At 73.4% G+C, this 21303-nt stretch carries 14 protein-coding genes and 1 pseudogene; 7 read left to right on the top strand and 8 right to left on the bottom strand.

The window, feature by feature from the left end; all coding sequences use genetic code 11:
* The first annotated feature begins 148 nt into the window (after positions 1 to 148).
* From FRANEAN1_RS17530 to FRANEAN1_RS17520, 3 genes are all read left to right on the top strand, one after another.
* Positions 149 to 1198 carry a hypothetical protein gene (locus FRANEAN1_RS17530; RefSeq protein ID WP_347177180.1) on the top strand — a complete coding sequence of 350 codons (1050 nt, stop codon included), beginning with the start codon at positions 149 to 151 and terminating at the stop codon, positions 1196 to 1198.
* Between the two features lie 106 nt (positions 1199 to 1304).
* The gene (locus FRANEAN1_RS17525) at positions 1305 to 2096 is read left to right on the top strand and encodes an SAM-dependent methyltransferase (RefSeq protein ID WP_020461159.1); all 792 of its coding nucleotides are present in this window, start codon (positions 1305 to 1307) and stop codon (positions 2094 to 2096) included.
* A gap of 55 nt (positions 2097 to 2151) precedes the next feature.
* Positions 2152 to 3024, top strand: coding sequence for a helix-turn-helix transcriptional regulator (locus FRANEAN1_RS17520; RefSeq protein ID WP_020461158.1), 873 nt, complete (start codon positions 2152 to 2154; stop codon positions 3022 to 3024).
* A 58-nt stretch (positions 3025 to 3082) separates the two neighbouring features.
* On the opposite strand, the gene FRANEAN1_RS17515 is transcribed toward FRANEAN1_RS17520, so the two are convergent.
* Complete coding sequence (locus FRANEAN1_RS17515; protein WP_020461157.1) at positions 3083 to 3952, bottom strand: SDR family oxidoreductase; 870 nt, start codon at positions 3950 to 3952, stop codon at positions 3083 to 3085.
* A 110-nt stretch (positions 3953 to 4062) separates the two neighbouring features.
* On the opposite strand from FRANEAN1_RS17515, the gene FRANEAN1_RS17510 reads away from it, so the two are divergent.
* Positions 4063 to 4509 carry a helix-turn-helix domain-containing protein gene (locus tag FRANEAN1_RS17510; protein WP_020461156.1) on the top strand — a complete coding sequence of 149 codons (447 nt, stop codon included), beginning with the start codon at positions 4063 to 4065 and terminating at the stop codon, positions 4507 to 4509.
* 74 nt (positions 4510 to 4583) lie between these two features.
* Here FRANEAN1_RS17510 and FRANEAN1_RS17505 read toward each other — a convergent pair whose 3' ends face one another.
* The 7 genes and pseudogenes from FRANEAN1_RS17505 to FRANEAN1_RS17475 form a co-directional block, all read right to left on the bottom strand.
* Positions 4584 to 6641, bottom strand: a complete 2058-nt coding sequence (locus tag FRANEAN1_RS17505; RefSeq protein ID WP_020461155.1) for a phenazine-specific anthranilate synthase component I — start codon at positions 6639 to 6641, stop codon at positions 4584 to 4586.
* On the bottom strand, positions 6638 to 7393 hold the full coding sequence (locus FRANEAN1_RS17500) for an isochorismatase family protein (protein WP_020461154.1): 756 nt from the start codon (positions 7391 to 7393) through the stop codon (positions 6638 to 6640). The genes FRANEAN1_RS17505 and FRANEAN1_RS17500 overlap by 4 nt, the downstream gene beginning before the upstream one ends.
* A gap of 57 nt (positions 7394 to 7450) precedes the next feature.
* Positions 7451 to 8206 (bottom strand): annotated as a pseudogene (locus FRANEAN1_RS43575) (2,3-dihydro-2,3-dihydroxybenzoate dehydrogenase).
* 89 nt (positions 8207 to 8295) lie between these two features.
* Positions 8296 to 9777: an amidohydrolase family protein gene (locus tag FRANEAN1_RS17490; protein ID WP_020461153.1), complete on the bottom strand. Its 1482-nt coding sequence runs from the start codon at positions 9775 to 9777 to the stop codon at positions 8296 to 8298.
* Positions 9774 to 10046 (bottom strand): phosphopantetheine-binding protein, encoded by a 273-nt coding sequence (locus FRANEAN1_RS17485; RefSeq protein ID WP_020461152.1) that lies wholly within the window; start codon positions 10044 to 10046, stop codon positions 9774 to 9776. Before FRANEAN1_RS17485 ends, FRANEAN1_RS17490 begins: the two co-directional genes overlap by 4 nt.
* On the bottom strand, positions 10043 to 11710 hold the full coding sequence (locus tag FRANEAN1_RS17480) for an AMP-binding protein (protein ID WP_020461151.1): 1668 nt from the start codon (positions 11708 to 11710) through the stop codon (positions 10043 to 10045). The genes FRANEAN1_RS17485 and FRANEAN1_RS17480 overlap by 4 nt, the downstream gene beginning before the upstream one ends.
* Positions 11710 to 12750, bottom strand: coding sequence for a ketoacyl-ACP synthase III family protein (locus FRANEAN1_RS17475; RefSeq protein WP_020461150.1), 1041 nt, complete (start codon positions 12748 to 12750; stop codon positions 11710 to 11712). Before FRANEAN1_RS17475 ends, FRANEAN1_RS17480 begins: the two co-directional genes overlap by 1 nt.
* 315 nt (positions 12751 to 13065) lie before the next feature.
* Here FRANEAN1_RS17475 and FRANEAN1_RS17470 point away from each other — a divergent pair, with 315 nt between their 5' ends.
* From FRANEAN1_RS17470 to FRANEAN1_RS17460, 3 genes are all read left to right on the top strand, one after another.
* Entirely contained in the window at positions 13066 to 14376 is a 1311-nt protein-coding gene (locus FRANEAN1_RS17470) for an AMP-binding protein (protein ID WP_020461149.1), read from the top strand.
* Positions 14373 to 15665, top strand: coding sequence for an FAD-dependent monooxygenase (locus FRANEAN1_RS17465; RefSeq protein ID WP_020461148.1), 1293 nt, complete (start codon positions 14373 to 14375; stop codon positions 15663 to 15665). Before FRANEAN1_RS17470 ends, FRANEAN1_RS17465 begins: the two co-directional genes overlap by 4 nt.
* An 87-nt stretch (positions 15666 to 15752) precedes the next feature.
* The gene (locus FRANEAN1_RS17460) at positions 15753 to 21251 is read left to right on the top strand and encodes a type I polyketide synthase (RefSeq protein ID WP_020461147.1); all 5499 of its coding nucleotides are present in this window, start codon (positions 15753 to 15755) and stop codon (positions 21249 to 21251) included.
* Positions 21252 to 21303 lie beyond the last annotated feature (52 nt).

Below are 21303 nucleotides of genomic sequence, written 5' to 3'. Positions count from 1 at the left end.
GGAAACATCCTTCCCCGTGCGAGTTTCAGGATTCCGTCGCCGTTCCGTGACCACGAGCGTGTGCGCCGCCGCGCTCCTATGCGGGCTAACCGCGTGCGCCGACTCGGACGACCAGTCGGCCGCGCCGGCCCCAACCGGAACCGGAGCGGTGGGCGCATCCCGGTACAGCACTCCGCTGAAGGGGAGCTGCCCGGATACCGTCATCGTCCAACAACCATGGTGGCCCGGCGCCGACCAGGGGTTCCTCTTCCAGCTCCTGGGGCCGAACCCCACCATCGACAAGGACTCCAGCCGCATCACCGGCCAGCTCGGCGGAACCGGTGTGACGCTTGAGATCCGGGCCGGCGGCCCGGCGGTCGGCTTCCAGCCGGCGTCCTCGCTCCTCGCCCAGGACGACGACATCCTGCTCGGCGACATCAGCACGGACGAGGCGGTCCAGAACTCGGCCAAGGCACCGACGGTGGCGGTCTTCTCAGTGTACGAGAAGAACCCGCAGGTCCTCCTGTGGGGAAATCCGGACTGGAACTTCACCAACGTCGCCGACATCGGCCGGGAAGGCGCGACGGTGCTGGTCTCCGCGAGCCAGGTCTCCTACCCCGAGGTGTTCGAGCGGGAAGGCCTGCTGAACGAGTCGCAGATCGACACCTCCTACCAGGGCAGTCCGGACCGCTTCGTCGCGGCCGACGGTAAGATCGTGCAGCAGGGGTTCGTGACCTATGAGCCCTACCAGCTCGAGCATGACGTCAAGGCGTGGAACAAGCCCGTCAAGTATCTGCTCCTCGACAAGGACTACCCGGTCTACCGGTCGCAGCTTTCCATCCGGCCGGACAAGCTCGCGGCCAACCGCGACTGCCTCAGCAAGCTCGTGCCACTGTTCCAGCAGGCGCAGCGTGACTACATCAACGATCCCGAGGCGACCAACCAGCTCCTGCTCAAGGTCCTCGACTCGCTGAACACCAGCGGGTTCACCCTCTCCCCCGAGCTGCTCGCGAACGCCAACGCCCAGCAGAAGAGCCTCGGCCTGATCGCCGACGGCAGTGACGGCGTCCTGGGCAGCTTCGACACCGCCCGCGTCCAGACCCTGATCGGCCGCCTCACCCCGGTCTTCGAGGCCAAGGGCGACAAGCTGAAGCCGGGCCTCGCCCCGAAGGACCTGGTCACCAACGAGTTCCTCGACCGGTCGATCTCCCTGAAGTAGCCGAGAAGCAGCCAACCAGGAATCCACGGTGGTCCCGAACCAGGGTTCGGGACCACCGTGGATTCCGCCCGCCGACGCCCGCGACCACCGCGCAGGGAGCCGCCCCGTGAACAGCCCCACCGACGACCACCCGCCAGCCACGTTCGACACCAGCAGGCCACAGTCGGCCCGGGTCTGGAACTACTGGCTGGGCGGCAAGGACTACTTCGAGGTCGACAGCGAGTACGGAGACCGCTACGTCGAGCTGTACCCGGACATCGTCGAGATCGCCCGGGCCTCCCGGGCCTTCCTCGGCCGTGCGGTCCGCCACCTGACCGGCGACGTGGGCATCCGGCAGTTCCTCGACATCGGCACCGGCCTGCCCGTCACCGGAAACACCCATGAGGTCGCCCAGTCGGTCGACCCGCGGTCCCGCGTCGTGTACGTCGACAACGACCCGCTGGTGCTGGCGCACGCCCGCGCCCTGCTGACGGGCAGCCCCGAAGGGGCCACCGCCTACCTCGACGCCGACGTGAACGACCCCGAGACCATCCTGGCGGGCGCGGCCGAGACCCTGGACTTCAGCCGCCCGATCGGGCTCATCCTCATGGGGATCATGGGGAATGTGGTCGACCTCGACGAGGCATACGCGATCGTGCGGCGGTTTCTCGATGCCGTGCCGTCGGGAAGCCACCTCGTGCTCGGTGACGGCACCGTCGCCGACGGAAAGGTCCACGCCCTCAGCGAGGGGTCCGGCGGGCACGGGTACTACAATCGGACGCCCCAGGAGATCGCCCGGTATTTCGACGGTCTCGAGCTGCTCGAGCCCGGCCTGATTTCGACCCCGTTCTGGCGACCCGCCCCGGGCACCACCCCCACTGCGCTGGACTCGTTCTGCGGTGTCGCGCGCAAGGCGTGAGCGCCATCAAAGAAGGGGAGACATTCTCGGACGCTGATCACTTACGGGGGACAGGATGGTAGACCAGCGGAACCGCGGGCCGGTCGCGCTGCGGATCCTGCTTGGCGGCCAGCTTCGCCGGTTCCGGGAGGAACGGGAAATCACCCGCGAGGCGGCCGGGTATGCGATCCGGAGCTCTGACTCGAAGATAAGCCGGCTGGAGCTGGGGCGGGTCGCGTTCAAAATTCGCGACATCGAGGATCTGCTCACCCTCTACGGGGTGGATGACGAGGCCGTGCGCGCCCCGTTGCTCGCCCTGGCCCGGGAGGCCAACCAGCCCGGCTGGTGGCGCGCCTTCGCCGCCGTCCTGCCGGACTGGTCCGAGCTGTACCTCGGCCTGGAGACCGCCGCGACGCAGATCCGGGCCTACGAGGCCCAGTTCATCCCGGACCTGCTCCAGACCGAGGACTACGCCCGCGCCGCCATCGGCCTGAACAGCAGCCAGTTCGCGGCTCCGCCCGGGGAGCTCGAACGCCGGATCAGCCTGCGGATACGCCGGCAGGAGATACTGACCCACCCGGAGGATCCCGCCACGCTCTGGGTCGTCCTGGACGAGGCGGCCCTGCGGCGCCCGGTCGGCGGGCCGCGGGTCACCCGCGCCCAGATGAAGCACCTGCTCGCGGTCTCCGAACAGCCGAACGTCATCATCCAGGTGATGCCGTTCGCCTTCGGCGGCCACGCCGCGGAAGGCGGCACCTTCAGTATCCTGCGCTTCGCCGAGCCGGAGCTTTCCGACGTCGTCCACTGCAGGTACCTCACAGGTGCGGTCTACCTGGACAAGCCAGCCGACGTGCTCCGGTACTCGGAGGTCATGGGCCGCATGATCGTTGACAGCACACAACCCGGAGAGTTCGCCGACTATCTGCAGCGAATCCTCGCCGAGGAATAGCCGCGCGCCGTCCTGACCGCCTTTCGTGGTGCGCCGGTCCACGAGCCTGCCCGGCCGGTCACGGCACCGCGGGCGCGCCGGCGGCGGCCACCGCGTCCGCCAGGTTGACGGTCGGATGGCCGATGAGCCGGCTCAGGTCGCCGGTGTCGATCTGGAGCCGTCCCGCGCCGATCGCCCGGTCCGCGTCGGCGAGGACGCGCGCGACGGGCCCGGGCAGACCCGCGCCGGTCAGGACGGCCTCCAGCTCGGGCTGCGTGACGTCGCGGTAGACGATCGGCTGGCCGGTGTGCTTGGCGATCTGCTCGGCCAGCTCCGGCAGGGTGAAGGACGTGTCGCCGCCCAGCTCGTACACGGCGCCCTCGTGCCCCTCACCGGTCAGGACGGCGGCGGCCGCCTCGGCGTACTCCGACCGGGCGGCCCCGCTGACGCGGCCCTCGCCGGCGCAGCCCACGACCGCGCCCACCTGGAGGTAGACCGGGAGCTGGTCGGTGTAGTTCTCGAAGTACCAGCCGTTACGCAGGAAGGTGAACGGGACGCCGAGCGCGCGGATGCCCTCCTCGGTCCCCCGGTGGTCCTCGGCCAGCAGCATGTCGGTGGTGTCGGCGTACGGCGCGCTGGTGTAGACGACGAGGGACGCGCCGGCGTCGCGCGCCGCCCGGGACGCGCCCACGTGCTGCTCGACCCGGCGACCGAAGTCCGTCCCCGACACGATCAGTGCCTTCTCGGCCCCGGTGAACGCCGTCGCGAGCGAGGCCGGGTCGTCGAAGTCCAGGCGGCGGACGTCCACGCCCCGCTCCGCCAGCGCCGACAGTGCGTCGACATTGCGGGTGCCCGCCACGATCCGCCCCGCGGGGACGCCGCGGGCCAGCAGGTTCTCGACGACGAGCCGGCCGAGGTGACCGCCGGCTCCGGTGACGACGATGGACATGGGTCCTCCAGCGGTGGGTGTGGTCGAACAGCGCCGTCTGCGCCCAACAGGACCCTCTCGCGAACACTTTCCTGCGCATAGTACCCACCTTCAGGTAAGGTACTGTCTTCATGGTTAGTAACCAGGTCAGCGGCCTGTCCAGCGGCCAGCTCAGCCACGAGATCGGCCACGAGGTCAGCGACCAGTTCGGCGGGCTGCGGGCCCTCTTCGCGGACGGCTTCTTTCCCCGCGGCTGTCCGACCCGGACAGTCCTCGACCACGTCACGAGCCGGTGGGGGATCCTCGTCCTGCTCACGCTGGCCGGGCGGACCCTGCGCTGGGGGGAGCTGCGCAGAGCCATCGAGGGCGTGAGCGAGAAGATGCTCGCCCAGACGCTGCGCACCCTCGAGCAGGACGGGCTCGTCCACCGTGAGGCTCTCCTGGTCATCCCGCCACACGTGGAGTACAGCCTCACCGGTCTCGGAGACGACCTGGTCACCCGCCTGGCCCCCCTCGTGGCCTGGATCGCCCGGCACGCCGACGAGATCGTCACCCGCGCGACGCCGTCCACACCGTGATCCGGCCGGCGCCGGCGGTGCCGCCGACCGCCAGCCACCGGCCACCGGCCACCGGCCACCACGAAGGGTCGTCGTCACCGGTCCCGCAGCACACCGGTGACCAGGGTGTCCATGAGCGTCAGGCCGCCGCGGGTCATCACCGAGGCCGCGTGGAACTGCATGGAGGCGAACCCGGCACCCCGCAACGCGTGCACCTCGCCCGTGGTCAGGTCACGGGCCACCTCGACCGGTCCGACTCCCGGCCCGCCCTCGAGCAGGTCACTCGGATGAATCGCGACGAAGGTGTTGTAGAAGTACACCGGCTCCAACTGGCCGAACAGATCGACGGTCCGCCGCACGCCCTGGTTGGGAACCGCCATCCGGATCACCGGTAGGCCGAGCAGGTCGCAGAGCACCTGGTGGCTCAGGCACACCGACAGGAAGGGCACATCCAGGTTCAGCAGGCTCCTGGTGACAGCCCGCAAGCTGGCGATCTTGGGATCCGCGCCGTCCAGTGGATCGCCCGGCCCGGGGCCGAGGACGACGAGGTCGACCCCCTCGATCTGGTAAGGCTCGTCGAAGCGGCGGACCGTGACGTCGAATCCGAGGGCGCCCAGCTGAGCCGCCCCCATCGCCGTGAAGGTGTCCTCCGCGTCCACGATCAGCAGGCGGCCCCGGTCGCGCGGACGAGTCTGCGCCGGCGTCAGCCAGAACGGCGCCAGCGGGAGGTTCCGGCTCGCCAGCGCCGCCCGTACCGCCGGATCCTCGCCGAGGGGGGCACCGGGGCGACGTGGACCGGCCGCCCGCGGCCCGGCGGCCGGTCCACGTGCCCGCCCTGTCGCGGTGGCCCGTGGCGCCCTCTGCCCGGACTCCGGCCGGTCGGACACCGGCCGGTCGGCCACCGGCCGGTCGGACACCGCGGGCCCGCTCGAGGGCGAGGACCGACCGAGCCGGACGACGGGGCGACGCAGCGCGTGCAGGAGGCCGGCCACCTTGGCGCGGGTCTCGTCGGTCTCCGCCGCCGGGTGGGAGTCGCGCACCAGCGTGGCGCCGACCCCGACCCGCATCCGGCCCGTGCTGTCGACGTCGGCGGTGCGGATCAGGATCGCGGAGTCGAGCCGCTGGCCGCCGAGTGCGTCCCAGCCGATCAGCGCGGCCGCCCCCGCGTAGTAGCCCCGCGCGGACGGCTCGAACTTCGCGATGACGTGGCAGGCGCTCTGCAGCGGGCTACCCGTCACCGTCGGGGCGAACAGGGTCTCCCGCAGGATCTCGCGCACGTCGCGGGAGCTGCGCCCGACGATCCGGTACTCGGTGTGCGCGAGATGGGCCATCTCCTTCAGACCCGGGCCGACGACGCGCACGTCGTCGCAGACCCGGCTCATCATCTTGAGCTCCTCGTCGAGGACCATGTACAGCTCGTTGGTCTCCTTGGTGTCGGCGAGGAACTCCAGCACGCCGGCCACGCTCGGCCCGCCGGACGGATAGCGGTACGTGCCGCTGATCGGGTTCATCACCGCGGTGCCCGCGTCGAGGCTGACGTGCCGCTCCGGGCTCGCACCGACGAACGTCCGGTCGCCGGTGTGGATCAGGAACGTCCAGTAGGCCCCGAGTTCGCCGGCGAGCAGCCGGCCGTAGAACGCCAGCGCCGTCCGCACCGACCAGTTGTCGACCTGGAGCATGTACGTGCGCTTCAGCACGAAGTTGGCGCCGGCGCCGAACCCGATCTCCTCGGCGAGCACCCGGCGGACCAGCTCGGCGTACTCGTCGTCACCCAGGTCGAAGTACCCGTCGCCGACGTCGATCGGCCAGTCCTGGACGTGGCGCAGGACGTCGTCGACCGGTATGCGGTGCTCGCCGGTGACGGTCATCGCGAGCAGCGGCTCGCCGTCGTCGTGATGCTCGTACCCGCGCTCGCCGATCAGCCGGTACGGCAGCAGGGCCAGGGTGTGGTAAGTGCCGGGCGGCCCGTGGGCCGGGATCGGCAGGTCCGCAGTGCCGGCGATCTCCGCGAACGTCCCCCGCAACAGCTCGACCTGCCCGGCGGGCCCGCTGTCGGGCCGGTGCAGCAGGGCGAACGCCTCCGGTCGGGCGTCCTGCGCGTCGAGGAGCTCGGCAAGCCCGGCCGGTTCGCTCCGCTGGGACGGGATGCTCATCTCCGCTCCTCACCGCCCCCGTTCGCCACGGCGAACACGCCCGCCGGCGACCCGGCCGCCGTCGCCGTCGCCGTCGCCGTCGACGCCGACGCCGACGCGGCCGACGCGGCGCCGGAGGCGCCGAGCCAGCCCAGGACGTCGGCCGCCACCACGGCGGCCCCGCACCGGATGGCGACGTAGTCCAGCGCCATCCGGTGGAACTCGGGGGTGAAGTCGGCCACCGCGTCGGCCACGACGAAGGCCTGGATGTCGTTCGCGAACGCGTCGGCGGCGGTGAGCAGCACTCCGACGTGCGCGTACACACCACAGACGATCAACTGGTCACGGCCCGCGTCGCGCATCAGCTCCAGCAGCGGCGAGCGGTGGAAGGCGCTGGCCCGCCACTTGGTGAGCACGGTGTCGGCCGGGGCAGGCGCGAGCTCGTCGGGAATGCCCCGGTCGCGGGCCTGCGCGGTCATTCCCGGCCCCCAGAAGTCCGCCAGGAGCCCGCGGTCCCGACTACTCATGCCGCCGGGCTGCGCCGAGTACATCACCGGAATCCCGAGCTGTGCGCACCGCTCGCGCAGCGCGCGCACGTTGTGGACGAGGTCGGTGTGCGGCTGCGCGCCACGCGCGAACGGTGCGAGGAAGTAGTGCTGCATGTCGTGGATGAGCAGGACGGCACGCTCGGGTTCGACCCGCCACGACGCGATGTTCGCGGGCAGGTCGGCCGGGGTCGGCATCGGATAGGACTCGATCGGAGTGATCCCCATGACCGCGGTCCGTTCCTTTCTGCGCGTTTCCGCGCGGCGGTCGCCTTCGTGCGACGGTCAGGCGCCGAGCGTGGCCCCGCCGTCGACGGTCAGCTCGTGCAGGGTGATCTGGGCGGCCCGGTCGGAGAGCAGGAAGAGCACCGCGTCCGCGATCTGGTCGGGCTCGGCGATCCGTCCGGTGGGAATGCCGAGGCGGAAGGTCGCCGCGGTGCCCTCGATCGACGCACGCTCGGCGGCGTCGCCGGCCAGCGCCGTGAGCATCGGAGTGCGCGTCGAACCGGGGGCGACGATGTTGCAGCGGATTCCGTGACCGGCCAGCTCCAGGCCGAGCACCTTGGTGATCATGGTCGCGGCGGCCTTGGACGCCCCGTACGCCGCCATCCCGGTCCGCGGCGTGCGCGCCGCGTTCGAGGCGACGGTGACGATCGATCCGGCACCGCGGGGAACCATCCGGCGGGCCACCGCGCGGCAGACGTGGAAGACCCCGCCGGCGTTCACCGCGAGCGTCTACTCCCAGTCCTCGTCGGCGAGCGCGGTGACGGCCCCCGTCCGCAGGACACCGGCCGCGTTGACGAGCCCGCCGATGGCGCCCAGCTCCGCCTCGACCTTCGCGACCGCGGCGTCGACGTCGGCGCTGACGGTGACGTCCGCGGCGACGGCGAGCACCCGCCGGCCCGCGCCGGCCAGCTCGTCGGCGAGCCGCCACAGCGGCTCGGCGGAGCTGTCGACGAGCGCCACCGGCGTGCCCCCGACGGCGAGTGAGCGCGCCACCGACGCACCGATCCCGCCCGCGGCCCCGGTCACCAGCGTCACGCCGCCGGATGACGGCCCGCCGGGCGCGGTGGAGCCCCCCGCCCTCGGTGTCGTCGTGGTCTGCGCCGTCGTGGTCTGCGCCGTCGTGGTCATCGGGCGGCCTGGCGCATCGCGCGGTCGACGACGTCGGCCGGGACCTTCACCACCCGGGTAGTGAAGGAGGCCAGCGCCGAGAGGTAGCGCGCCTCGAGCTCCCGCTCGTCGACGGCGAGGCTCCTCCCGCCGCGCAGCAGCGTGCGGCCCGCGACGATGACGGTGTCCACGTCGGTGGACCCGCCCAGCCACAGGAAGCCCTCGATCGGCCTGGGGTTGAGCACGTACCGCCAGTCGTCGGCCCGCACCAGCACCACATCGGCCTGGTAGCCGGGTGCCAGGCTCCCGATGCCCTCCCAGCGCAGGCCGCGGGCCGCGATGCGGGTGGCCATCGCCAGCGCGTCGCTGGCGCGCACCTCGGTCTGGTCGGCGCTCATCTCGTTGTACATCTGCCAGGCGGCCCGCATCGTCTCGGCCATGCCGGCGATCGGCATGGCCGCGCCGTCGGTGGACAGCGACACCTCCAGCCCGGCCCGGCGCAGCGCCGGGACGACGGCGGTCTCCGTCAGCGACGACTCCCCGGACGGCCCGTACTTGGCCGGCGAGTGGCTGATGTGCACCCCCGCGTCGAGCAGGAGCTGCCGCTCGTCGTCGTCCACGAACGCGCAGTGCGCGGCCATGAGCCGGTCGTTGACGAGGCCGAGCTCGGCGAGGCGGCGCACCCCGGTGGTGCCGTGGAAGGTCCGCATCACCTCCACCTCGTTGCGCAGCGCGCCCACGTGGGTGGCGAACCCGAGATCCTCCGCGTTGACGAGCTCCGCCATCCCGCGGCCGAGCTCGTCGGTCATGTTGGTCACGTAGGCGATGCTGGGACGGACCCGCAGCAGCCCGGTCGGGTCGGCGCCCACCGTCTTGAGCAGCGACTCGACGCCGCTGAGCACCGTGTCGGCGTCCCGGGTGCGCACGAAGCGCGAGCCGCCCGGCGGGCAGATCGCGTCCGAGGCCCAGGTGCTGGCGGAGAAGCGGATGCCGAGCGCCTGCGCGGCGGCGACCATGGACGCGGGCCGGTTGAGCGACCCCATGTCGCCCAGGGTGGTGACCCCGCCGCGCAGCTGGGTCCACATCGAGTACTCGGCGATCGCCCGGCCCTCGTCGGGCGTCATCGCCTCGATCATCGGGCCGAACGAGTCGAACATCCCGGAGATCTGGTGGATGTCGCCGCCTGCGCCCATGAAGACGGCCTTGTCCTCGCGGTCCGACGACGGGCGCAGCACTCCCCGCATCGGGAACCGCATCGAGAACATCTCGTGCCAGTGGGCGTTCACCAGCCCGGGCAGGACGAGCATCCCGCGGGCGTCCACGGTCTCCACGCCGGCCTGGACGTCCGGCGCGAGCTCGGCGACCCGTTCCGCGACCTCGGACGCGGTGCCGACCGCGACGATCTCGCCGTCCAGGGACAGCAGGGCGCCGCCCGGCACGACACGCTCGGCTTCGTCCGCGGTGTAGACCGTGCCGCCGGTGATCAGCAGGGCGCTCACCGGGTCACCTCCGTCGACCGGTCGGCGGCGGGCGTCAGCTCGGCGAAGTGCGCCAGCCAGCCGGTGAGCGTCGGGTCCGCGACCAGCCGGTCGAAGTCCACGGGCACGCCCTGGCGCCGCCAGATGCCGACCAGCCGCATGATCTCCAGGGAGCTCAGGCCGAGCACGACGAGGTTCGCGTCCGGGTCGAGGTCCGCGGGCGCGAGGCCGAGCGCGGACGCCACGACGTCGCGCAGGGCGGCCTCGGTCGGTACGGGGATGCCGGTCACACGTCAGCCTTCCGTTCGGACGCGGCCGCCGCGGCCAGCGCCAACTTGTCGATCTTCCCGAGCGGGGTGAGCGGGAACTCGGTCACGAACCGGACGGCGTCGGGCAGCTTGTAGTCGGCGACGCCGCGCGCGTGCATGGCCCGCTTGAGCTCGGCCAGCGACGGGGCCGGCCCGTCGACGATCAGGTGGGCGCAGATCCGCTCACCGAGCAGGTCGTCGGGGACGGCGGTCACGGCCGCCGCGGTGACGCCGGGGTGGGCGAGCAGGTGGTCCTCGACCTCGCCGGCCGAGATCTTGTCCCCGCCCCGAATGATCATTTCCTTGATCCGGCCTTCGATCACCAGGTCGCCGGCCGGGGTCAGCCGGGCGAGATCACCGGTGTGGAAGAAGCCGTCCGGGGTGAACGCCCGCGCGTTGTACTCCGGCACCCGGTAGTAGCCGCGCAGCGTGTACGGACCACGGGTGACCAGCTCGCCGATCTCGCCGCCGGGCAGCGGGTCGCCGTCCGGCCCGACGATGAGCACCTCGTCAGCGGGCGAGATCGGGCGGCCCTGCGTCGTCAGCACCGCCTCGGCCGGGTCGTCGGGGCGGCTGAAGCAGAGCAGGCCCTCCGCCATCCCGAACACCTGCTGGAGCGAGCAGCCCAGGCCAGGCCCGATGCGGGCGGTGAACTCGCGGGTCATCCGGGCGCCGCCGACCTGGACCAGGCGCAGGCTCGACAGGTCCGCGTCGTTCCACTCGGCGGCGTCCAGCCACAGCGCCACGACGGAGGGGACCATCGCGGTCACCGTCACGCCGTGCCGTTCCACGAGCAGGAAGCAGTCCAGCGGGTTCGGAGTGTCGGCGAGCACCGCCGTCCCGCCGGTCTGCAGCGTGCCGATCACTCCCGGGCAGCCGAAGGCGAAGTTGAACTCGACGGGCAGCGCGGCCAGGTAGACGTCATCGGCGGACATCTCGCACACCTGGGCGGCCAGCTCGGACTGGTACACGTAGTCGTCGTGGGTGCGCGGGATCAGTTTCGGCAACGCCGTCGTCCCGCCGGAGAGGAGGAAGAACGCCACGTCGGACGGGTCGGCGGCCGGCGGCATGGGCTCCCGCGGGGCCTCGTACGCGGCGATGCCGGCGCCGACGCGGCCGACGTCGCCGGCGGCCTCGACCGCTGAGAGGGCGACGAAGCCGTCGGCGGCGTCACCGAGGACGAACATCGTCCGCAGCGTGTCGGTCGCCGCCCGGAGCTGCCGGGCCAGGGCGAGGTGGTCGACGCCGCGGTAGGACTCGGGCAGCACGTATCCGGTGGCCCCGGACAGCCGCACCAGGTGGGTCAGCTCGGTCGCCCGGTGCGCGACCAGCGAGAACACCGGGACGGCGCCGATCCGGGACAGCCCGAACACGATCGCGATGAACTCCGGCGTGTTCGGCAGCTGCACCACCACGCGCTCGCCGCGCGCGACACCGTGCGCGGCGAACCCGGCGGCCAGCCGGTCGGCCCAGGCGTCCAGCTCGGTGTAGCTGATCCGGCGGTCGCGGTGGATCAGCGCCGTGCTGTCGCGGTGGCGGCGGGCGAGATCGGCCAGCAGCGCGCCCATCGTCTGCCCCCGCCAGATGCCCTTCTCCCGGTAGCCGCGAGCCACCTCCTCCGGCCACGGGGTGCACCCGGCGAGCATCAGAGCTCCCACTCCGCCGGCGTCGCGGTGATCCGCACGACGGCCGCTCCCGCTTCCATGCCCGTGCTGGCGCCGATCAGCAGCACGTTGTCACCCGGTCCCACCTGGCCGGTGCGCCACAGGTGCTCCAGGCCGAGGAACAGGTCGGCGGCGCCGGTGTGGCCGATGGTGTTCACGTAGTCCCAGGTGTCCTTGTCGGCGGGCAGGCCGAGCGGGACTAGGAACATGGCCTCCAGCGCGGGCCGGCCGAAACCGACATGGCAGACCCGGCTCACCTGTTCAAGGGTGAGACCGGCCTCCTTCAGCGTGCGCTCGGCGATCTCGGCGACCCGGTCGCCGAAATTCTTGATGGGCGGCGCCTGGCCGGCGGCCCACTGCTCGCGCACCTTCTCGGCCCGCTCGGCGAAGTTCAGTCCGCGGCCGCGGGTGATTCCCGGCGGAAAGAGATCCTCGCCGGCCCGGTGCAGGATCTCCATGGATGAATCCGACAGCGAGCCGACGGCGAGCAGCTCGGCGAATCCGGCCCGGCGCGACACGACCACCGCCGAACCCGCGTCGGCCAGCAGGAACAGGCCCGAGCCACGCCAGCGGTCGACCAGCGGCGTGGAGAAGTTGTCGCCTGTGGTTACCAGCGCCGCGTCGTGGGTCGGATTGGCGACGAGGCGGTTCGCCGCCGCCTCGACACCGGCGATCATCCCCAGGCAGCCCTGGCGCACCTCCACCGCGGGCACCGGTCGGTCGACCGTGTTGCCCAGGATGTAGTGCACCGCAGACCAGCCGTCCGGGCCCTGGTGGTGGGTGTAGCTGTGGTACAGCACCGCGATGTCGTCCGCGGTGTGCCGGGAGCCGGCCAGCGCCGCCCGGGCCGACTCGATGGCCATCTCCGGGGCCGGAGTCGAGTCGCTGACCGCCACGGAGCGCATCCCGGACGCCTTCGCGGCGGCGGAGTCGTAACGGCCGTCGGCGACGGCCCGCTCGACCGGTTCCAGGGGCGGCAGATGGCTGCCGATCCCGGCGAGATACAGATTCGTGGTCCTCATCGTGAGATGTCTCCTCCGCGTCAATCAACAGGGCCTCTCCCCCGGCTGCCGGCCGCCGGCCGCGGAGAAAAGCAGAACACGGCGCGTATTCCGATCTCGTGAGTAGTCACTACTCAAAGATTCCGGTTGGCCCAGCTTCCGGAACCGCTTCCCGGCGGTCGTCGGCACTCTTTTCGCGGCACTCCCGGCCCACTGCTGACGACCGAGTTGAGTGCTGGCTACTCACGATCCGGCGCACGTACCGGTGCTGTGCTGGACGTCGCCGGTCCACCTGACACGCACGCCGCAACGAACCTCACCCGAACGGGAGTCCCGATGCCGTGGACGCGTCCTGACCCAAACAGCTGGTCCAGCCCGGACGAACTTGGCGCCCTGCAGCGCGCCGAACTGCCCCGAGTCCTGGCGACCGCGCTGCGCTCGCCTTTCTACGCGGCCCGGTACGCCGGCGGCGATCCGCCGCGGACCGCAGCCGACTTCGCGGGCCTCCCCCTCACCACCAAGCAGGACCTGCGCGACGCCTACCCGTTCGGCATGCTCGCCGTTCCGCGTGCGGAGCTCGCGACCTACCACGAGTCGAGCGGCACGGCCGGCGACCCGACCGCGTCCTACTACACCGAGAAGGACTGGGTCGACCTGGCGGAACGGTTCGCCCGCAAGTGGATCGGCATCAGCCCGTCGGACACCCTGCTGGTCCGCACCCCGTACGCGCTGGTCATCACCGGCCATCTCGCGCACGCCGCGGGCCGGCTGTGCGGCGCCACGGTCGTCCCGGGCGACCTGCGGTCGCTGGCCACCCCGTTGTCGCGCATCGTGCGGGTGCTGCACGACCTGGAGGTCACCCTCACCTGGTGCAACCCGACCGAGGCGGTGATGCTCGCCGCCGCCGCCCGGGCCGCGGGGCTGCGCCCGGAACGGGACTTCCCCGCGCTGCGCGCGATGTTCGTCGCCGCCGAGCCGCTCACAGACGTCCGCAGGCACCGCATCAGCGAGATCTGGGGCGGCGTCCCGGTGATCGAGGAGTACGGCTCGACCGAGACCGGCACGATAGCCGGCCAGTGCCCGTCGGGCGCGATGCACCTGTGGGCCGACCGGGCAATCTTCGAGGTCTGGTCGCCGGAGACGGGGACGCTCGGCCCGACTGGGCGCGGCCAGCTCGTGGTGACGCCGCTGTTCCGCGAGGCCATGCCGCTGCTGCGGTACAACCTCGCCGACGAGGTAGAGGTCTCCGACGCGCCCTGTGTGTGCGGCTGGCAGCTGCCGACGGTGCGGGTGTTCGGCCGGGCGGCGTTCGCGTACCCCGTCGGCTCCGCCGCCGTCACCCAGCAGCAGCTCGAGGAGCTCGTCTTCAGGCTTCCCGCGGCCTGCGACGTGGTCTTCTGGCGCGCGGTCGCCGAACCGGCGGTGCTGCGGGTGGAGATCGAGGTCGCTGACGAGGCCCGCGAACGCGCGGTCAAGGAGCTGCGCGCGGCCATCGACCGGGAACTCGGCGTCCCGCACCAGGTCACCGGCCTGTCTCCGGGCACGATCGTCCCGGCCGAGGCGCTGCGGGCGCAGCGGGACATCCTCAAGGCCCGCTACCTGTTCGGGCCGGGCGAGGACTGGAACAAGGCGGTCATGTACCAGTGACCGCCGCCGACACACCCCCTCCGGTCCGCCCCGCCGGCACACTGCCGACGCTCGTCGTCGGTGGCGGCATCGGCGGGCTGTCCGCTGCCCTCGCCGTGGCCCGCGCCGGCCGCGCGGTGCACGTCGTGGAGCGCGCCGACCAGTTCGTCGAGCTCGGCGCGGGGATCCAGCTCGCGGCGAATGCCACCCGGGTCCTGGCCGGCCTCGGCGTGCTCGGTGACGTCGAGGCGGTCTCCGTCGCGCCGCACCGCCTGGTGATGCGCCACGCGCTGACCGGCGACCCGCTCACCGCCCTGGACGTCGGAGCGCGCTACCGCGGCCGCTACGGCTTCCCCTATCTGGTGGTGCACCGCAACGACCTGCTCACCGTCCTCCTCGAGCACTGCCAGGCGCACCCACGGGTCACGATCGAGACGGGCCGGACGGTCACGGACGTCCGGACCGTCACCGACCTCCGCACCGGTGCCGAGCATGCCGAAGTGGAGTGCGAGGACGGCGGCGTCCACCGGGCGGACGCGGTGGTCGGCGCCGACGGCGTGCACTCGCGCCTGCGCACCCACATCGCCGCCGACGAGGTCGTACACAGCGGGCATGCGACCTACCGGCGCCTCGCGCCGCCGGAGCGGGACATCCCGCCCGACGTGCAGGTGTGGGTCGGCCCCGAGCTGCACCTCGTGCAGTACCCCGTCCGCCGCCACGAGCTTTTCAATCAGGCGGCGGTCTTCCGCAGCCCGACCTTCGGCACGCGGCCCGACTGGGGCGGCCCGGACGAGCTCGACGCCGCCTTCGCGGACGCGTGCGCGCCGGTGCGCACGGCTGTCGCCGAGCTCGACCGGAACCGGCACTGGCCGGTGCAGGACCGCGAGCCGCTCCCCCACTGGGTCGACGGCCGGCTGGCGCTCCTCGGCGACGCGGCGCACCCGATGCAGCAGTACCTCGCCCAGGGCGCGTGCCAGGCGATGGAGGACGCGTTCGCGCTGGCCACCGCGTTGGGCCCGGCCACCGGCGACGCCGTCCCGGCGGCCCTGCGCGCCTATCAGGACGTCCGACTCCCCCGAGCGACCCGCTGCCAGCGGGCGGCCCGTGTGTGGGGCGGCCTCTGGCACACCACAGACCCGTTGGCCGTGGCGCTGCGCGACCGGGTGCTGCGGCAGCGCCGAGCCGACGACTACTCCGACACCGACTGGCTCTACGCCCGGCCCGACCCGACCCGGCCCGCGCTCGCGGCACCGCCGCCGCGGCCGACATCCACGTCGCCGCCGGGCGCGGCGCGCCGCCGCGCCCGGTGACGTCGCCCGCCATACCCCGCGCATCCACCTCCACCTCCGCCTCCGCGCCGCCCAGGACGGGTGGCGCCCGACCCGCCGCGGTGACACATGAGTAGGTTCAGCCCGCCGCCCGACGACCGGGTGGCGATCATCGGCATCGGCTGCCGGTTCGCCGGGGGCATCGACAGCCCGCGGTCCTTCTGGGAGTTCCTCCTGGCCGGCCGGACGGCCGCCGGCCCCGTGCCGGCGGGCCGCTGGGACGCCTACCGCGGCCGGTCGCGGGAGGAGGCCACGGTGCTGTCCCGCGTCATCGACCGTGGTGCCTTCATCGACGACATCGCCGGCTTCGACGCCGCCTTCTTCGGGATCTCGCCCACCGAGGCCCGCCAGCTCGACCCCCAGCAGCGGATGGCGCTGGAGGTCGCCTGGGAGGCGCTGGAGCACGCCGGGATCCCCCCGACCAACCTCGCCGGGACCGACACCGGGGTCTTCCTGGGGGTCGGCACCGACGACTACGGCCGCAGGCTGTTGGAGGACCTGCCCGGCGTCCAGGCCTGGACCGGCATCGGGGCGTCGCTGTGCGCCGTGGCGAACCGGATCTCGTACACGCTCGACCTTCGCGGCGCGAGCGTTGCGGTCGACACCGCCTGTTCCTCCTCGCTGGTCGCGCTGCACCAGGCACGCCTGAGCCTGCTGCGCGGCGAGGTGCCGGTCGCGCTCGCCGGTGGCGTGATGCTGATGGCGGGCCCCGGCCTGACCACGGTGCTGGACCGGGCCGGGGCGATCTCCCCGGACGGCCGCTCCAAGGCCTTCGACGCCGCCGCCGACGGCTACGGGCGGGGCGAGGGCTGCGGGATCGTGGTGCTGCGCCGGCTCTCCGACGCGCAGCGCGCGGGCGACCGGATCATCGCCGTGCTGCGCGGGAGCGCCGTCCACCAGGACGGGCGGACCGACGGCATCATGGCGCCGAGCAGCGAGGCCCAGGCGCACCTGATGCGCCGGGCCTACGCCGACGCGGGCATCTCGCCGACCGAGGTGGACTACGTCGAGGCGCACGGGACCGGAACCCGGGTCGGCGACCCGATCGAGGCGGCCGCGCTGGCGGCCGTCGTCGGCAACCGCGCCGCCGATCACCACCCGGGCGACAGCGACGGCGGACGGATTCCGCGGCCGTGCCTGATCGGCTCGGTGAAGACCAACATCGGGCACACCGAGGCCGCGGCCGGCATCGCCGGGGTGATCAAGACGGCGCTGGCGCTCAGCCGCGGGGTCGTTCCGCCGACCCGCACGGTGTCCGGTCCCCGGTCCGACATCCCCTGGGAGGCCAGCGGCCTGCGCCTGGTGACCGAGACGACTCCGTGGCCGGCCAGCGGTCATCCCCGTCGAGCGGGAGTGGCGAGCTACGGGTACGGCGGCACCATCGCCCACGTCGTCCTCGAGGAGGCGCCGCCCCGCGCCGCCTCGGCGGACCGGGCGGGCCGACTCGGCGGCCCGGAAGGGACGGCCGCACCCGGCCTCCGCCTCTACCCACTGTCGTCGACGAGCCAGGCGGGCCTCGCCGCCCAGGCCGCCCGCCTGGCGGCCGCGCTGACCACCGGGATCGCCCGCGCCGACCTCGCTGCCGCCGCCGACACCCTGGCCACCCGCCGCTCCCATCTCAGCGCGCGGGCGGTGGTCGTCGCCGAGGACCGGGCCGAGTTGTCGGCGGGCCTGGCCGCCCTCGCCGAGGGCCGGGCGGACCCGGCCGTCATCACCGGCACCGCCGCGCGCGCCGGCCTGCCCGCGGGCCCGGCCGCGCACACGCACCGCACGGCGCCCGGCGCCGTGTGGGTGTTCTCGGGGCACGGCGCGCAGTGGTCGGGCATGGGGCGGGAGCTGCTGATCGACGAGCCGGCCTTCGCCGCCGCGATCGACCGGATCGACCCGGTCTTCGCCGCCGAGCTGGGGGTCCGCCCGCTGGAGGTGCTGGAGTCCGGTGACCTGGGCTCGGTGGACGTCATCCAGGCGATGCTGTTCGCGATGCAGGTCGGGCTGTCCGCCGTCTGGCGGGCCTACGGCCTGGTGCCGCGGGCGGTGATCGGCCACTCGGTCGGTGAGATCGCCGCGTCGGTCGCCGCGGGGGCGCTGACCGAGACCGAGGGCGCGACGCTGGTGTGCCGGCGGTCGAGGCTGCTGCGCCGGGTCGCCGGGCGTGGCGCCATGGTGATGGTCGACCGGTCGTTCGACGAGGTCGAGTCCTGGCTGGCGGACATGGGAGCGGACGCCGCCGGGGCCGTCGCCGCGATCTCCGCCGCCCCGGCGTCGACGGTGGTCTCCGGGGACATCCCGGTGGTCGACCGTGTCGCCGCGCGGGCCGCCGACGCGGGCTGGACCGTCCGCCGGATCGACTCGGACGTGGCGTTCCACAGCCCCCAGATGGACCCGCTGTGCCCGGACCTCGCCGCGGCCGCCGCGGAGCTGCGGCCCCGTGCCGTGACCGTGCCCCTCTACGTGACCGCGGTGGGCGACCCGCGGTCACGGCCCCGCCTGGACTCCGTCTACTGGGCCGCGAACCTGCGCAACCCCGTCCGCTTCCGGGAGGCCGTCGCCGCGGCCTTCGACGACGGCCACCGGGTGTTCCTCGAGGTGTCGGCGCACCCGGTGGTCAGCCATTCGATCACCGAGACGCTCGCCGCGGCCGGTGCCGGAACACCGGCGGACACCGGCGGCGTCGTGGTACCGAGCCTGCGCCGGAACAAGCCCCAGCGCCGGACGCTGCTCACCGCGCTCGCGTCCCTGCACTGCAACGGGGTGCGCGTTAACTGGCCGGCGGCCCCGGACGCACCCGCCGTCGACCTGCCCACCACCGCCTGGCGGCACACCCGCCACTGGGTGGACGGGACGGCGGGCGCCGAGTTCCCCGCCGACACCCTGCTCGGCGCCGACCTCGCCGTGCCCGACGCGCGGCAGCGGATGTGGCGGACCACGCTGGACTTCCGCACCCGGCCCTACCCACGCACACATCCGGTGCTCGGGACGGAGATCGTGCCGGCGGCCGTCCTGCTGAACACCTTCCTCACCGCGGCCGGGACCGAGGAGCTCCGCCAGGTCGCGCTGCGCCAGCCGGTCGTGGTGCCGGCGGAGGGCGAGCCGATCGAGCTGCGGGTCGTCCACGACGAGGCTGGCCTGCGGTTGGTGACCCGCTCGCTGGCCGGCCCTTCCGCCGGCTGGTCGACCCACACCACGGCGCTGCCGGAGGACGGCGCCGCGCCGCAGGACCCGGGTGAGGGAGCCGCGGGCCGTTTCCCCGGCACCGGCGAGGCCGGTGATCACCTCGCCACGGGCTCTCAACCCGCGGGCGAGGAAGAGAACGAGACCCTGCCCGACGATCACGTCGTGACCCGGCTGGCCGAGCTCGGGGTGGCGGACATGGGCTACCCGTGGACGATCACCGAACTCCGCCGGGGCCCACGGTCGATGTCCGCCGTGGTGACGACGGAGGCGACCCGCAGCTGGGCCGCGGTGCTCGACGCCGCGCTGTCGGCCGCGTCCGTGATCTTCTCCGGGCCCGCCGTCCTGCGGATGCCCGCGCGGATCGACCACGTCCGGGTGGCCGGCCCGCCACCGGCCACCGCGCGCGTCTCGGTGTGGCTGGACGCCGAACAGAAGCACACCGTGCACGTCACGGTCCAGGGCTCCGGAGCTGGAGCCGGAGCCCGGTCCGGACCGGGCTCCGGATCGGAGGCCGCGCTGCGCGGGCTGCGCTACGGCGAGCTGGACGGCGACCTGGACGGCCGCGGCGGCACGGACCGCTTCGAGATGAGCTGGCTGCCGGCCCCGGGCCCGTCTGCCGCGGGGCCGTCTGCCGCGGGGCCGGCGTCCGCGGATCCGCTGGCCGGGCGCACGATCCTCGTGCTCGGATCACACCGGGTGGCCCGCGAGCTCACGCCGGCCTGCGCGGCACACGGGGCCGTCGTCGACGACGATCCGGATGCCCTGGCCACCTCGGCACACGTGGTGTTCGCACCGCCGGCACCGCCGGCACCGCCGGTGACACCGGTGGCGCCGCCGCCGGCGGCCGACTGCGCGTCGGCGTTCGCCGCCCTCGTCCAGCGCATCGCCGCGCTCCCCGAGCCCCGACCGCGGCTGTGGTGCCTGACCCAGGGTGTCCGCGACGCGGACGGGCCGCGGGCCCTCGCGCACGCACCGCTGTGGGGACTCGGCCGGGTGGCCGCCACCGAGCATCCCGAGTTCTGGGGAGCCGTCGTCGACGTGCCCACCGGCGGTTGGGACGCCGACACGGTCGTGGACCTGTTCGCGACGCCCCCCGCCGAGCCCCTGGTCGCCGTCGGGCCGGCTCCCGCGCCGGGCGGCGCCGGCCCCGTCCACCCCGCGCCGGACGATGCCCCGCACGAGCGCCCCGTGCAGGACGACCCCGCGCCGAGGGTCCTGGTGCCGCGGCTGCTGCCCGTGCCCCCGGGTCCGGCCGAGGCGTTCACCTGCCGCTCCGACAGCACATACCTGATCACCGGGGGCCTGGGGGTGCTCGGCCTCGTCGTCGCCGAGCACCTGGCCGCGCGCGGGGCCCGCCGGCTTGTCCTCCTCGGCCGGACGCCCATGCCGCCGCGGGCGACCTGGGCGGACGACGATCCACGGGCCGCGTCCATCCGGCGGCTGGAGGCTGCCGGGGTCACCGTCCACACGGTTGCGGCCGACGTCACCGACCTGGCGGCGATCCGCGCGGCGCTCGACGTCGCGCGCCTGCCCCCCGTCCGGGGCGTCGTGCATGCCGCCGGCGTCGTGCACGGCGAGCTGCTGCGCCGCCTCGACGACACACGGCTGCGCGAGGTGCTCGCACCGAAGGTGGACGGCGCGTGGGTGCTGCACCAGCTGTTCCCACCAGGCAGCACCGACTTCTTCGTGCTGTTCTCCTCGGCCGGCCCGTTGCTGGGCCTGCCGGGCCAGGGCGCCTACGCAGCCGCGAACACCTTCCTGGACGTCCTCGCCGCGCACCGGCGGACCGCCGGTCACTGTGAGTCGGTGAGCATCGCGTGGACGAGCTGGCAGGGCCTGGGGATGGCGACCTCGGGCGACACCACGGACATGGAGCTCGCCGCCCGCGGCACGACGCCGATCTCACCGGACGAGGCGCTGCGCGCGTTCGACCAGACCGCCGCCGCGGCGGCATCAGCGGCCAGGGCCGGTGCGCCTGGCTCACCGTTGGTCGCCGTGCTCGGGCTCGCCCGCGGGCACACCGGGCCTCGGCCGGCGCTGCTGTCCGAGCTGGCGACCACCGACGCGGCGGCACCGGCCGACGTGCCGGACTGGATCGGCCTGCGGGGCAACGAGCTGGCCGACCACCTGCTGGGCGTGGTCGGCGGCCGGGTCGCGGCCGTCCTCGGCACGGGCGTGACCGGACTCGACCCGAACCAGCCGCTCACCGAGGCGGGGGTCGACTCGCTGCTCGCCGCCTCCGTACGCATCGCGCTGGAACGCGAGTTCGGCATCGCCCTTCCCGCGACGCTGCTGTGGAACCATCCCACGGTGGTCGCGATAGCCGGCCACCTGGCGTCGATCCTCGGCGATGCCGGTGATCCGGCCCTGCCGCACCTGGTCGGCAGAGGCTGAGGGCCGCACCGGTCCGGCCGCCCGGTCCGGCGTCCACTCGTCCGGCGGCCGG

The organism is Parafrankia sp. EAN1pec (genome assembly GCF_000018005.1).
Lineage (GTDB): Bacteria > Actinomycetota > Actinomycetes > Frankiales > Frankiaceae > Parafrankia > Parafrankia soli.
This window is presented reverse-complemented; position numbering and strand designations above follow the sequence as displayed.

Coding starts and splice junctions, on each gene's coding strand:
- FRANEAN1_RS17520 (WP_020461158.1), top strand. CDS start 2,152: ATGGTAGACCAGCGGAACCGCGGGCCGGTCGCGCTGCGGATCCTGCTT.
- FRANEAN1_RS17515 (WP_020461157.1), bottom strand. CDS start 3,952: ATGTCCATCGTCGTCACCGGAGCCGGCGGTCACCTCGGCCGGCTCGTC.
- FRANEAN1_RS17510 (WP_020461156.1), top strand. CDS start 4,063: ATGGTTAGTAACCAGGTCAGCGGCCTGTCCAGCGGCCAGCTCAGCCAC.
- FRANEAN1_RS17505 (WP_020461155.1), bottom strand. CDS start 6,641: ATGAGCATCCCGTCCCAGCGGAGCGAACCGGCCGGGCTTGCCGAGCTC.
- FRANEAN1_RS17500 (WP_020461154.1), bottom strand. CDS start 7,393: ATGGGGATCACTCCGATCGAGTCCTATCCGATGCCGACCCCGGCCGAC.
- FRANEAN1_RS17480 (WP_020461151.1), bottom strand. CDS start 11,710: ATGCTCGCCGGGTGCACCCCGTGGCCGGAGGAGGTGGCTCGCGGCTAC.
- FRANEAN1_RS17475 (WP_020461150.1), bottom strand. CDS start 12,750: ATGAGGACCACGAATCTGTATCTCGCCGGGATCGGCAGCCATCTGCCG.
- FRANEAN1_RS17470 (WP_020461149.1), top strand. CDS start 13,066: ATGCCGTGGACGCGTCCTGACCCAAACAGCTGGTCCAGCCCGGACGAA.
- FRANEAN1_RS17460 (WP_020461147.1), top strand. CDS start 15,753: ATGAGTAGGTTCAGCCCGCCGCCCGACGACCGGGTGGCGATCATCGGC.